The sequence below is a fragment of the Camelimonas fluminis genome, from assembly GCF_014656355.1.
Taxonomy (GTDB): Bacteria; Pseudomonadota; Alphaproteobacteria; order Rhizobiales; family Beijerinckiaceae; genus Camelimonas; species Camelimonas fluminis.
Genome location: NZ_BNCG01000017.1, coordinates 22,987 through 36,805, shown reverse-complemented (window position 1 = coordinate 36,805; position 13,819 = coordinate 22,987). Strand labels below are relative to the sequence as shown.

Here is a 13,819-nt window from a genome sequence, read left to right as displayed (position 1 = left end):
CGGAGCGCAGGCTCCGGAGCTTTTTTGTTGGCAGCCGGCCGCCGCGGCGGGGCAGGCGCGGTCAGATGGCGCGCTCGCGTCCCGCCCAATAGGGCTCGCGCAACTTGCGTTTGAAGATCTTGCCGGAATCCTCGCGCGGCAGGCTGTCGGCGAAGTCGATCTGGCGCGGCACCTTGTAGCCGGTCAGGGTCTTGCGCAGCGCGGCGCGCAGACCATCCGCCGTCAGATCGGCGCCGGGGGCCGGCTGCACCACCGCCATGACGCTCTCGCCGAATTCATCGTCCGGCACGCCAAACACGGCGCAGTCCGCCACGCCGGGCAGCTTCAGCAACTCGCCCTCGATTTCAGCCGGGTAGATGTTGGCGCCGCCCGAGATGATCATGTCGTTCTTGCGGTCGCACAGATAAAGGAAGCCGTCGGCGTCGAAAAAGCCGATGTCGCCGGGCGTCACAAGGCCGTAGCGCTCCATGGAGGCGCGCTTTTCCGGCGCGTTCTGATAGGTGAAGTTCAGGCCGGTCAGCGGTCCGCCGATCACCTCGCCCACCACGCCAGGCGCCGCGTCTTCGCCGGTTTCGGTGATGACCCGGACGCTGACGCCGGGCATCACCCGCCCGACGGAGCCGGGGTGCTTCAGCCACTCCTCCGACGACAGGTTGGTGACGTTCCCCATCTCGGTCGAGCCGTAGTATTCGTTGATGACCGGGCCCCACCAGGCGATCATCGCCCGCTTCACCTCCAGCGGGCAGGGCGCCGCCGCGTGGGTGACGTATTGCAGCGACGAGAGGTCGTAGCGCTGTTTCACCTCATTGGGCAGTTGCAGCAGCCGTTTGAACATGATCGGCACCATGTTCAGGTGGGTGATGCGCTCCTGCTCGATCAGTCGCAGCAGCCCTTCGGGATCGAAGCGCGGCGTCACCACCACATTGGCGCCGATGCGGATGGAGAACGCCGAATGGGCGTTGGGCGCCGCATGGTACACCGGGCCGATGATCGCCGTGGTGATCTCCTCCGGGCTGCGCCGCCCCTGCAGATGGTCGGCGTAGCCATAGGACCAGCCCAGCATGGCGTTGGCGGCGGCGATCTGCGCCTCTGTCGGCGTCGGGCGCTTCACGCCCTTGGGGCGGCCGGTGGTGCCGGAGGTATAGATGATGGAGCTTGGCGCCGGCTCCGGCTCGCGCGCCAGCGGCGCGGCGTTGGCCAGCAGATTGCGCCACAGGGTTGCGCCGGCGGGCGGCGCGACGTCGGCGAGGCCGTAGGCGACGATGATTTCCGGCGGCGTCTCCACCATTACGACCGCGACGCCTTCCGGAATGGCGTGGGCGATGGGCGGCAGCAGGTCGGCGTGGATCAGCAGCACCTTCACGCCGCTGTCGCGCAGGAGATACTCCGCCTCATCCGCCGTGTAATGCCAGTTGACCGGTATTGAATAGGCGCCAAGCATGCCGACGCCGAACGACGCTTCAAAATAAGCCAGTTCGTTGCGCAGATACAGGGCGACGCCATCGCCCTTCCGGACGCCCAGGCTTTCCAGCGCCCCGGCGGCGCGCAGGGCGCGCGCGTTGAATTCGGGGCCGCTGAGCGTGCGGTCGCCGCTTTTGATCCACCCCACGTTTCGTCTCCCTTGCCGCTGTTTTTTGAGTCGGCGCGTGGCGGCGACGCCCCCGTCATTCCGGTTTCAGGCTGCGCGTCGACCGCCGGTTTATCCAATTGGAGAAGGCGTCGTGTCAAGGCTGCGTCGCTGCTGGCGAGGGCGGCGGCGAAGGCTCCGGAGGGGCTGGGCGGGACCCTGGAGGGAACACGCCGGGCAACCGTTGCGTTTCCCTCTGACAGACCGGGCGACCTCGTTGTGGCTCGCCAAAATGACAGGGGGAGACCTGACATGACGTTCTGGAAACATCACGGCAAGGTCATCATGAGCGATGAACAGGCCCGTGAGGGGCCGTTGGGCCGCAAGGTCCTGTATGTGCTTTTGGCAAGCCTGCTGCTGGTAGGCCTCGCCTGGCTTGTCCTGGAGGCATGGGTTTACCGGGCCATGTAGGCCAGGCTTCGGGACACGGGGAAATTCGGGCCGCGGGGAAGCTGGAGTGGGCGCAGGGGCGCTGAAAACGCACAGGTAACTTGTGGCGGCGCAGCACGCGCGCGTTGCGGACAGGGACAACTGGCGACATGGTGTCAGAAATCGTCCCAGTCGTCGGGATTCGCTCCGCACGCGTCTTGCAGGGAGGCCGGGCGGCATATCGCGGAGCCCCGATGTCCGACGTCGTCTCGCCAACCGGCGCACAATCGCCCACGGCCCGGCCGGAGTTCCGTCAACTGTGCGAGCGCGCCGGTCTGACCATGACCGAAGCGGCGGAGTTGCTGGCGGTGTCGGAACGGACCATCGCCCGCTATGCCGCTGGCGACGCCCAGCCTCCGCCACTGGCCATGCGGGTGTTGCGTGAAGCAGCCAGCCAGGCGGCGCCGCGACCCGAGCCCATTGCATTCCGCTTCATTGATCTGTTCGCCGGCATTGGCGGATTGCGCATCGGCTTTCAGGGCATTGGCGGCCATTGCGTCTTCACCTCGGAGTGGGATGTCAACGCGCGCAAAACCTACGCCCTGAACTTCCGCGACAATCACGAACTCGCCGGCGACGTCCGCGAATACGCCGCCGATCCGGGGCTGGTTCCCGGGCACGACGTGCTCCTCGCCGGCTTCCCCTGCCAGCCGTTCTCCATCGCCGGCGTTTCGAAGAAAAACGCCCTGGGGCGTCCCCATGGCTTTTTGTGCGACACTCAGGGCACGCTGTTCTTCGACACCGCGCGCATCATCGCCCATCACCGCCCGGCGGCGTTTCTGCTGGAGAACGTCAAGAACCTTGAAAGCCACGACCGGGGGCGCACCTTCGCCACCATCATGCATGTGCTGACCAGGGAGCTTGGCTATCATGTGCAGACACGCGTTATCAGCGCCGCCCACTGGGTGCCGCAGAAGCGCGAGCGGATTTTCATCGTCGGCTTCCGCGAGCCGACCGCGTTTGATCTGGGCGGGCTCGAACTGCCGGCCGGCGGGCCAAAGCTGGGCGACATCCTGCTGCCGCACGCCGAGGTCGATGCAAAATATACCCTGACGCCGCGCCTGTGGGACTATCTGCGCGCCTATCGCGACAAGCACGCGGCGAAGGGCAACGGCTTCGGCTACAGCCTGTTCGGGCCAGGCGACGTCGCCCGCACCCTGTCGGCGCGCTACTACAAGGACGGTTCGGAAATTCTCATCGACCAGCCGGGCCAGCGTCCGCGCCGGCTGACGCCGCTGGAATGCGCCCGGCTGATGGGCTTCGACCGGGGCGAGCGCCGCTGGAAAATCGCCGTTTCCGACACCCAGGCCTACCGGCAGTTCGGCAACGCCGTGGTGGCGCCTGTGGCGGAGTTTCTGGCTGAGGCGATGCGGCCGCACATCGCCGCCGCGCTGGAGCGCGATCCCCATCCGGAAAACTGAACCGGGACGGAATCCCGACCGGGCGGATCTGACCCGTGCCCGGGCGCTTTCGGTCAGCCGGAACCGGCTGACCGATCAGAATTCGCTCAGTCCAAGGAAAACTGCAGCGGTTTGCGATCCAGATTGATCGAAAAACTGCTCTAGGGAGCCCCATGCTGGCGGCGGATGAACCTGGCCGCGGCGGCGATGGCCTCGGCACCCTCGTCGAGCTGGCGCCAGTAGAAGTGCCAGACGTGGAACATGTCCTTCCACAGCGACAGTTCCGTATCGACGCCGGCCGCGATCAGCCGCTGGTGGATGCGGACGGAATCGCCGAACAGCACCTCATGGTCGCCGACCTGGATCAGCGTTGGCGGCAGGCCCTTCAGATCGGCGAACAGCGGCGAGGCGAGGCCGGTCAGGAGGTCGGCGCCAGCGAGATAGCGGCCGGAATGCCAGACGATGTCCTGCCGGGAGAGAACGGGATCGACGCCGCTGAGGAATTCATAGCTGCTGCTGCTCGCCGTCATGTCCACCCAGGGGCTGATGGCGACGAGGGCGCGCGGCGCCGGCAGCCCCTGGTCGCGCGCTGCGATGGTCAGGGCGAAGCAGAGACCGCCGCCTGCGGAATCGCCCATCACGGATATGGCGCGTCCGGGTTCGGTTTCGTGCAGTTCCCGCCAGGCGGCGACGGCGTCGTCCACGGGGGCGGGAAACGGCGCCTCTGGCGCCAGGCGGTAGTCGATGGCGTAAACCACCCCCTGCAGATCCGCCGCCAGCTTCGAGATCAAGTGGCGGTGCGAGCGGATCGAGCCCAGCGTGTAGCCGCCGCCATGCAGATACAACACGGTGGGGCCGTCGCCGGCCTCATGACGCTCGGCGGCGACGCCGCCCAGGGTCTTGGGGGTGATCGTCACCCCGTCCGCAGGCGGAAACAGGTCGGCGAAGCGGTCGTATTTGGCGCGGTTGACCGTTTCGCCGTCGGCAAGGTTCAGCGGCCGCTTGCGGAATTGCGCCACAAGCGCTGTCAGTTTCTCGCTGGCCATGCGGTTTCCTCCGGCGTTATTGGGGCAGGGCCAGCGTTTGCGAACGTCCAGACCCTGTCCATTGATGGACCCCGATCCGTAGCGGATGCCGCGCTCCGGCCGGGGCAGTTTCTGGACAATCCCGCCATTTGGCCCGATGCGCCGGCCGCTGGCAATCGCCCGCGTGATGTTACCCCTGCCAGTCGAGGCCGATATCCAGCACCGGCGCGCTGTGGGTGAGCCAGCCAATCGAGATCAGATCGACGCCGGCGGCGGCGATGGCCGGGGCGGTGGCGGCGGTGACGCGGCCGGAGGCCTCGGTAATGGCGCGTCCGCCGGTGATGGCCACGGCCTCGCGCAACTGCTCCGGCGTCATGTTGTCGAGCAGCACCGCGTCGACGCCAAGCGCCAGCGCCTCGTGCAACTGCGTCAGGGCGTCCACCTCAACTTCCACCTTCACCATGTGCCCGACGCTGGCGCGCACCCGGCGGATGGCTTCGGCGACGCCGCCGGCGATGGCGATGTGATTGTCTTTCACCAGCACCGCGTCATCGAGGCCGAAGCGGTGATTGGAGCCGCCGCCGGCCCGCACCGCGTATTTCTCGACAGCGCGAAGGCCTGGCGTCGTCTTGCGCGTGCAGACGATCCGCGCCTTCTGCCCCGCGATGGTGCGGACGATGCCATTGGTGACGCTGGCGATTCCGCTGAGATGGCCGAGAAAATTCAGCGCCGTGCGTTCGGCGGTGAGCATGCCGCGCGCCGGGCCGCTGATCGTGGCGATGACCTGACCAGGCGCCAGCGCCGCGCCGTCCGCGCCCGCGACGTCGATGCGGATCGCCGGATCAATAAGCTGGAAGGCGAGCACGGCCAGATCAAGGCCGGCGAGCACGCCGTGATCGCGCGCTGTCAGCGTCATCGTCGCCTGGGCGCCGGCCGGAGCGATGGCGTCGCTGGTGATGTCGCCGGCCCGGCCCAGATCCTCCAGCAGCGCGGCGCGGACCAGCGGCTCGAGCATGACGCGCGGCAAGGGGCTGATTTGGGAATGGGTCTGATGGCTGGCTTGGGGAGCGAGCTGGGCGGGGGAGGCGGAAGCAACTTTGGTCATGATGCAATCTTTGTGGCGTAAGAGATTGGAGCAGGCGTGGCCACAGGCGACGTCTCGTTCGCAACGAACACGTCGGCGAGCAGCACGTGCGCGCGTCGCGACGCGGTTTGCGCCGGGGCGGAAAAATCGGAACGGAAGTGGGCCCCACGGCTCTCCTGGCGCGCCAGCGCCGCATGGGTGATGAGCAGGCCGACGAGCGCCGCGTCTGCGGCCGGATGCAGCCGGTCGCCGGCCGGGAGCGTCAGGCGGGCAAGGCTCCGCGGGCTGGCAAGGCTCCGCGGGCCGGCAGGGTCGCGCAGGCCGGCAAGATCCCACAGGCTGGCGAGCGCCTGGCGCAGCCCGTCCGCATTCCGTTCCAGGCCGACACAGCGGCTCATCAGCGTACGGATCTGGGCGAGTTCGGCGACGCCCGGGAGGCCCGGCGACAGCGACCGGAACGCAGTCTCCCCGACGCCTGTGCTGGCGCTGGCGCAGGTTCCTTTCAGGTCGCTGGCGACGAATTTGGCGCAGACCAGCGCTTCGACCAGTGAATTGCTGGCCAGCCGGTTGGCGCCATGCAGGCCGGTGCAGGCGACTTCGCCACAGGCCCACAGGCCGGGCAAAGTGGCGCGACCGCGCAGATCCACGGCGACGCCGCCCATGTGGTAGTGCGCCGCTGGCGTTACAGGAAGCAGGTCGCGGGCCGGATCGAGCCCTGCGGCGGCGCAAATAGCGGCGATCGCCGGAAAGCGGCTGGCGAAGCCGGCGCCTGGCCTGGCGCGCGCATCCAGGAAGACCCGGCGTCCCGCCTGCTGCTGGCGCCAGATGGCGCGGGCGACCACATCGCGCGGCGCCAGTTCCTCGCCGGGCGCACCCGCCATGAAAGGTACGCCGAGGTCGTTGATCAGGCGAGCGCCTTCGCCGCGCACGGCCTCGCTGATCAGCGGGGCGGGGCCGGCGAACCGGCCGCCCCGTTGTCCCGGATCGAGAGCGGTGGGGTGAAACTGGACGAACTCCATGTCGGCGACCGCAGCCCCGGCCCGCGCCGCCAGGGCGACGCCGGCGCCGAGGCTGGACAGCGGATTGGTGGTGCAGGCGAACAACCCGCCCAGCCCGCCGGTCGCCAGCACGACCCTGCCGGTCGCCAGCACGCCATGGCTGGCGCCGCCAGCGGCGATGTCATGCAGCGCCACGCCCGTCACGACGCCGTCGCGGGTGAGAATGTCGCGCGCGATGACGCCTTCGAGCATCGTGACATGCGGCGCCGCCCGCACGGCGGCGGCGAGGGCGCGCATCACCTCGGCACCGCTGGCGTCGCCATTGGCGTGCAGGATGCGCCGCCGGCTGTGCGCGGCTTCGAGGCCCAAAGCAATTCCAGCAAAAGTGGTTTCCACTTTTGTGTCCCGGAAGGCGGCCAGATGGCTGTCATTGTCCCGATCGAACCGCGCCCCAAGGCGCAGCAGGTCAGTGATGGCTTCCGGCGCGGCGGCGATGATCGCCGCCGCCGCTGCTTCGTCGCAGTAACCGTCGCCGGCGGCCAAGGTGTCCGCCAGGTGCAGGGCGACGTCGTCGTCGGGGCCAATGGCGGCGGCGAGACCACCCTGCGCCAGGATGCTGGAGCTGGTCGCGTCGCAACCGGCCGCGTCAATGGGGCCGGAGCTGACCAGCACGCAGGGCATGGGCGCCAGTTGCAGGGCGGTCATCAGGCCGGCCACGCCGGCGCCGACGATCACGGGCCGGTCAGCCAGGGTTGCAAGGGAGGGGCGCGTGGGCATCGTCTGCCTCAGACCGCCAGCATGCGTTCGACGGGAAGCCGCGCCCGCTCCAGAATATCGGCGGGAATGACGACCTCATGCTCGCCGTTCTCGAGGCAGCTGCGGATATTGCCGAGGGTGATGCGCTTCATGTGCGGGCACAGGTTGCACGGGCGCACGAACTCCACGTCCGGGTGATTGACGGCGACGTTGTCGCTCATCGAGCATTCGGTGAGCAGCACGACGCGGGATGGCTTCACGTCGCCGACATAATTCGACATGTGGGCGGTGGAGCCGGAGAAATCGGCTTCGGCGACTACCTCCGGCGGGCACTCGGGATGGGCCAGAACCACCACGCCGGGCCAGTTGCGGCGCATCTCCTGTACATCGGCCGGCGTGAAGCGCTCGTGCACCTCGCAATGCCCCTTCCAGGCGATGATCTTCACATCGGTTTCAGCGGCGATGTTGCGGGCCAGATACTCGTCCGGGATCATGATGACCTCCGGCAGGCCGAAAGACTCGACGATCTTCAGGGCGTTGCCGGAGGTGCAGCAGATGTCCGACTCCGCCTTCACCGCCGCTGACGTATTCACATAGGTGATGATCGGCAGGCCCGGGTGGCGCTGGCGGATCAGGCGCACGTCGTCCGGGGTGATTGAATCGGCCAGCGAGCAGCCGGCGCCCAGGTCAGGGATCAGCACCGTCTTGTCGGGGTTCAGCATTTTGGCCGTCTCGGCCATGAAATGCACGCCGGCGAGCACGATGACGTCGGCGTCGACGCGGGTCGCCTCGCGGGCCAGGGCCAGCGAATCGCCGACAATATCGGCGACGCAATGGAAGATCTCCGGCGTCTGGTAATTATGCGCCAGGATAACTGCGTTCTTGCGGCGCTTCAGTTCGAGAATGGCGTCGACGTCATCAGCGAAGCTGGCCCATTCCATGGGTGGAATCACCCGGCGGACCCGCTCGTAGAGCGCTGCGGAGGGGATGGCCGCGCCAGCGGAGACGAGAGCGGTTGAGGGCATTTATATGCTCCGAATGAGTATAATTCGGACATATGCTTAAACTGAGTATAAGAGTTGTCAAGCCGTAAGGATGATGCGCTCCCAGCGGAGGGAGGGCTGCGCATATGGGCGTAGTTTAATTAAATCAATGGGATATGGGCGCCCCTGTTCCGTCATGACAAAATTGCGCCCGGCGGTCATTGCGCCCGGCGGTCGCGCGGGCGCAATGGCGAAGCGGGAGGCCGTTGCAGCAGGGGAAACCGCTCAGCCTGCGGGCTTGGTTCCGGCGATGGCGCGCTCCAGCAGAACTTCCTCCCGGAAACGGAACAGCCGCGCCGGGCGTCCCACCCGCGTCGTCGACATCTCGCTGGTCTCCTCGACCAGTTCCTGCTGTTCAACGAGGCGGCGGAAATTCTGCTTGTGGGTGCGGCGTCCGGCCAGCGCCTCCACCGCCTTCTGCAGGTCGAGCAGGGTGAAGGTTTCGGGCATCAGCTCGAACACCACCGGGCGGTATTTGATCTTGCCCCGCAGCCGGGCCACGCCGGTGGCGAGAATGCGCCGGTGGTCGCCCGTCATGGCGCGGCCCGGCGCGATGACAGCGGGGCGTTCCGCTTCCGGAACGTTGCGCAGGGACTCAGGCGTCAGGCGCGCCTCATGCAGCAACTCGTAGCGCTGCAACACCATCTCGTCGTGCCACGGCGCGCCGTCGAGGCCGAAGGCGGCGCTGGCGCGGCGGCGGCGCTGCTCGCGCGCCATGGCCGAGGGAGCCGCGGCGGCCCACTGCGTCAGGGCGGGGGCAAGAACCTCCCGCACCACGGCGGGCTGGCCATCCCGCCAGTCCTCCCAGGGGAAACAGGCGTACCAGCTTGACCAGGTTCCCTCCGCCTGCGCGCGCCGCTCCACCTGCTCGCGGGTCAGGGCCAGATAGCTGATCGACATGACCCGTTGGCCATCGGCGCCCGTGCGGTCGCGATCGGCGAAGGTGTAGAGCTGCTCCACATATCCGAGCGGATGGTGGGTCTGGCGCTCAACCCAGTCGCGCAGGCCGGTCTGCAGTGAGCGCGCATCGGAGCCGAACGGGCCGGCCGGCAGGCTGGCGCCGTCGTCCAGGGTCAGCACGCGCGGCTCGTCGTGACTGACGGCGACAACCACGGCCACCAGATCGACAAGGACATTGCGTTCGGCCAGTTCGCCGGAGCGGGAGGGAGGTTGCAAGGGTGCGTTTGCGTTTGGCAAGGGGGCAGGCAAGGGGGCGTCTTGCGGCGAGCTGGCGTGATCAGCGCTGGTCCGGTGGGCCTTGCGATTGGTCATGAGCGCGACGATGGCCTCGCGGATAGGCGCTGGTCCAGGGTGATCATACCGGTTGGCGTGAAAGCGCCCGGGCGTCAATCCCAAAGCAGCGGGCGGGGCTGTCCTCGCCTCGCCCGGAGACTGGCGCAACCGCGCGTCAGATGCGTCCCGTCACAACGGAACGACGATGATCAATCGGCCACGGCGGCGATGGTCGCCACGCCTCTCCCGCCGCTTTTCATCATCTGGCCAGCCATGGAGAGCTGGAAGGAAATTGAAGCGACCACCAGGACCACGACGCCGGCCGCCAGCATGAGGTCGCGTATACGCATGCCGGTCATGTTGTGTCTCCTTCTCACCGTCCCCTGTTTTTTTAAGTTTGCGTCAGTTCAGCCTAACCAAAAGTGAACCGCCAGACATCCGGGGTCAAAATTGTTTTACATGTAACAATAGGTCGTATGCCCCCCCAATCCGGTTCAGGCGCATGGGCAAAAAAGACAGGCCCCCGTTACAACGGAGGCCTGGCTGACGCCGGGGCGTGGTTTGGCGCGTCGCTGGAAAGCGCTTCAGAACGCGTCGATATAGGCCCGCTTGCCGCCGGCCGGGGTCTTGCGCGGCGGGGCCGAGGCCAGGCCGCGCAGGATCCAGGCGCGGGTCTCGGCCGGATCGATGACATTATCGATCTCCAGCACCGAAGCGATGGAGGTCGCCTTGCCCTCCTCGTACTTCTTCGCGACCATTTTCTCGTAATAGGCCTGGCGCTCGGCCGGGTCCTCGATGGCTTCCATTTCCTTGCGGAAGCCAAGGCGCACATAACCCTCCAGGCCCATGCCGCCGAACTCGCCCGTCGGCCAGGCGATGGTGAAGAACGGCGCCTGGAAGCCGCCGGCCGCCATGCCCTGGGCTCCGAGGCCGTAGCCCTTGCGCAGCACCACCGTGAACACCGGAACGGTGGCGTTGGCGCCAGCGAGGAACATGCGCGAGACGTGGCGCACCACGCCGGTCTTCTCCGCCTCCGGCCCCACCATGAAGCCGGGGGTGTCGCACAGCGAGATCACCGGCAGATCGAACGCGTCGCAGAGCTGGATGAAACGCGCCGCCTTGTCGCCGGCCGGCGCGTCGATGGCGCCGCCGAGGTGCTTGGGGTTGTTGGCGATGAGACCGAACGGCTTGCCCTCGATGCGCACGAAGGCGGTGACGATGCCGACGCCGAACTCCGGCCGCAGCTCCAGCACGGAATCCCTGTCGGCCATCAGGCGGATGACGTCGCGCACTTCATAGACGCGCAGGCGGTTTTCCGGGATGACGCGGCGCAGCAGGCGCTGGTCCTCCGCTTCCCACTCGTTGATCTCGCCCTGGAAGTAGGAGAGATATTTTTTGGCGACGTCGGTCGCCTCGATCTCGTCCTCGACCAGCACGTCGATGACGCCGTTGGGAACCTGCACCGAAACCGGGCCGACTTCGGCCGGGTGGTAGACGCCAAGGCCGCCGCCCTCGATCATCGCCGGGCCGCCCATGCCGATGGACGAATTCTTCGTGGCGATGATGACGTCACAGCAGCCCAGCAGGGCGGCGTTGCCGGCGAAACAGTAGCCGGAGACCACGCCGACCACCGGCACCTGGCCGGAGAGGCGGGCGAACTCGACGAAGCTGGTGGTGTCGAGCCCGGTCAGGCCGCCGGTGTCGGTGTCGCCGGGGCGTCCGCCGCCGCCTTCCGCGTACAGCACCAGCGGCAGCGACCATTGCTGGGCCAGGTGCATGGCCCGGTCGAGCTTCTTGTGGTTGCGCTTGCCCTGGGTGCCGGCCAGCACGGTGTAATCGTAGGACACCACCATGGCGCGGGAGACGTCGGCGCCGAAGTGCCGGCCGTTGATCGACGCGGTGCCGACGATCAGACCGTCCGCCGGCGTGTTGATGATGAGATCGTCCAGCGAGCGGCGGCGCGACTGGGCGGCGATGGCGAGGCCGCCATATTCCATGAAGGTGCCGGCGTCGACCAGTTGCTCGATGTTCTCGCGCGCCGTGCGCTGGTTGGTCTTGCGGCGGCGCTCCACGGACTGCGGCCGGTTGGCGTCGAGCAGATTGCCCTGGCGCTCCAGCACATGGGCGAGGTCGGCGCGGATGTGGTCGAGGTCCACGACCTCGTCCGCCTGGGCGTCGGCTCCCGCCACCTCCTGCGGCTCGATATGCAGCACCGGCTCGCCGGCCATCAGCGTGTCGCCGGCTCCGGCGGCGATGGCCCGCACCACGCCGCCATGGGCAGCGGCGATCAGGTGCTCCATCTTCATCGCTTCCAGCACCGCGACCTGCTGGCCGGGTCGCACCAGGTCGCCGACAGCGACGTCGATCGAGACGATGGTGCCCTGCATGGGAACGGCGGTCGGCTGCGTGCCCTCCGGCGCTTTCGTCTCCGTTTTGGCGGCCGCGTCGGCGGCTTCGGTCTTCGCTGCGAAGAACAGGTCGCGGTGCTGGTCGGCGCTGGCGCCAGCGACCAGTTCGGCGACATTCTCCTCCAGGAACTTCGTCGTCACCTCATTGCGCTGCACGGCGTCGTTGCACAGCAGCGCCTTCAGGAACGGCAGATTCGTGCCGACGCCCTCGATGCGGAACTCGCGCGCCGCCCGATAGGCCTTGGCGACCGCCGCCGCATAGTCCGGGGCGTTGCTGTGCACAATCAGCTTGGCGAGCAGCGAGTCGAAGGCCGAGCTGGTGCGATAGCCGGCGTAGCCGAAGGTATCGACGCGCACGCCGGGGCCGGAGGGCGGCTCGAACACCGCCAGCGCGCCGCCCTGGGGCTTGACGTTCCCCTTGGCGTCGATCGCCTCCATGTTGACGCGCAGCTGGATGGCGTAGCCGCGCGGCGCCGGGATCTGCGTCTGCAGCAGGCCCAGCTCCGCCAGCGTGGCGCCGCCGGCGACCCGCAGTTGCGCCTGCACCAGATCAACGCCCAGCACTTCCTCGGTGACCGTATGCTCCACCTGCAAGCGCGGATTGGCCTCGATGAAGGCGAAGAACGGCTCGTCCTGGCCGGATGCGGCGCCTCCTGGCGTGGCGTCGAGCAGAAATTCGAAGGTGCCGAGGTTGTCGTATTTCGCCGCCGCCGCCAGCTCGCGGGCGGCAAGGGTGATGCGCTCGCGCAGGGCCGGCGTCAGCGCCGGGCTGGGGGCGATCTCGATCACCTTCTGGTTGCGGCGCTGGATGGTGCATTCACGCTCATACAGGTGCGAGATGTTGCCGGCGCGGTCGCCGATGATCTGCACCTCGATATGGCGGGCGTTGCGCATCAGCCGCTCGACATAGACCGCGCCGTCGCCGAACGCCGCCTTGGCTTCCGACTGGCAGCGCGCATAGGCTTCCGCCAGATCCTCGCGCGCCGTCACCGGCCGCATGCCGCGTCCGCCGCCGCCGGCCACGGCCTTGATCATCACAGCCGCGCCATCGCCGAGGCTGTCGAAGAAGGCGGTGGTTTCCTCAAGCGTCGTCGGGCCGGAGGTGCCTGGGATCACTGGCACGCCCACCTTTTGCGCCAGTTCCCGCGCCGCGGTCTTGTCGCCGAACAGGCCGAGCCCGCCCACCGAGGGGCCGACAAAGACAATGCCATTGTCGGCGCAGGCCTTCGCCAGATCGACGTTTTCAGACAGGAAGCCGTAGCCAGGGTGCAGGCCGTCGCAATTGGCCGCTTTCGCCGCCGCGACCACCGCGTTGACGTCGAGGTAGGCGCGGGCACCGCGCCCTTCCAGCGCCACCGCCTCATCGGCCTTGCGCACGTGCAGGGCGGTTTCCTCGTCGGTGGAATAGATGGCGACCGTGTGAACGCCCAGTTCACTGGCGGCGCGGGCGATGCGGATGGCGATTTCGCCACGATTGGCGATCAGCAGGCGGGAGATCATGACATTTCCGTTTGGTTGGCGATGACGCGGCGGCTGGAGACGGCTTGCGGATTGGCGCGCGTCGCAAATGGCGTTGCAGGGGGCGAGGCGAGCGAACGGAGAGCTCAGGCGCTTCCGGCGCAGCTTCCGCATCCGGCGGAGTGGTCGCCGCCCGCTGGGGGATATCTGCCGGTCGCCGGCGTCATGATCCTGGACGCGATTCCTCCGGTTGGAGGCGCGTTGGCAGCCCTCTCACGCATCACTGTCGTCTGCTCCCTGATCGGCCTGTTTTTGCGCCCTAGGGGCGCGCGGCCTTCTTCATTTTCACTGGTTCGCC

Annotated in this window: 10 protein-coding genes; 2 read left to right on the top strand and 8 right to left on the bottom strand. The window is 67.7% G+C overall.

Features of this window, described 5'->3' with window-relative positions:
- Window positions 1-61 precede the first annotated feature (61 nt).
- Entirely contained in the window at window positions 62-1,609 is a 1,548-nt protein-coding gene (locus tag IE243_RS15985; RefSeq protein WP_191320394.1) for an acyl-CoA synthetase, read from the bottom strand.
- Between the two features lie 270 nt (window positions 1,610-1,879).
- On the opposite strand from IE243_RS15985, the gene IE243_RS15980 reads away from it, so the two are divergent.
- Both IE243_RS15980 and dcm read left to right on the top strand, forming a co-directional pair.
- On the top strand, window positions 1,880-2,038 hold the full coding sequence (locus IE243_RS15980; RefSeq protein WP_191320393.1) for a hypothetical protein: 159 nt from the start codon (window positions 1,880-1,882) through the stop codon (window positions 2,036-2,038).
- Between the two features lie 212 nt (window positions 2,039-2,250).
- Window positions 2,251-3,477, top strand: a complete 1,227-nt coding sequence (gene dcm, locus IE243_RS15975) for a DNA (cytosine-5-)-methyltransferase (RefSeq protein ID WP_191320392.1) — start codon at window positions 2,251-2,253, stop codon at window positions 3,475-3,477.
- Between the two features lie 140 nt (window positions 3,478-3,617).
- Here the strand turns inward: dcm and IE243_RS15970 are convergent, their stop codons facing one another.
- From IE243_RS15970 to IE243_RS15940, 7 genes are all read right to left on the bottom strand, one after another.
- Complete coding sequence (locus tag IE243_RS15970; RefSeq protein WP_191320391.1) at window positions 3,618-4,502, bottom strand: alpha/beta hydrolase; 885 nt, start codon at window positions 4,500-4,502, stop codon at window positions 3,618-3,620.
- A gap of 169 nt (window positions 4,503-4,671) precedes the next feature.
- Entirely contained in the window at window positions 4,672-5,586 is a 915-nt protein-coding gene (nadC, locus tag IE243_RS15965; RefSeq protein WP_191320390.1) for a carboxylating nicotinate-nucleotide diphosphorylase, read from the bottom strand.
- On the bottom strand, window positions 5,583-7,340 hold the full coding sequence (locus tag IE243_RS15960) for an L-aspartate oxidase (RefSeq protein WP_191320389.1): 1,758 nt from the start codon (window positions 7,338-7,340) through the stop codon (window positions 5,583-5,585). The genes nadC and IE243_RS15960 overlap by 4 nt, the downstream gene beginning before the upstream one ends.
- Window positions 7,341-7,348: 8 nt before the next feature.
- The gene (gene nadA / locus IE243_RS15955) at window positions 7,349-8,344 is read right to left on the bottom strand and encodes a quinolinate synthase NadA (protein ID WP_191320388.1); all 996 of its coding nucleotides are present in this window, start codon (window positions 8,342-8,344) and stop codon (window positions 7,349-7,351) included.
- A 243-nt stretch (window positions 8,345-8,587) separates the two neighbouring features.
- Entirely contained in the window at window positions 8,588-9,538 is a 951-nt protein-coding gene (locus IE243_RS15950; protein WP_191320387.1) for an NUDIX hydrolase, read from the bottom strand.
- Between the two features lie 266 nt (window positions 9,539-9,804).
- Entirely contained in the window at window positions 9,805-9,954 is a 150-nt protein-coding gene (locus IE243_RS15945) for a hypothetical protein (RefSeq protein WP_191320386.1), read from the bottom strand.
- Window positions 9,955-10,179: 225 nt separating this feature from the next.
- Window positions 10,180-13,503 carry a carboxyl transferase domain-containing protein gene (locus IE243_RS15940; RefSeq protein ID WP_191320385.1) on the bottom strand — a complete coding sequence of 1,108 codons (3,324 nt, stop codon included), beginning with the start codon at window positions 13,501-13,503 and terminating at the stop codon, window positions 10,180-10,182.
- Window positions 13,504-13,819: the final 316 nt, after the last annotated feature.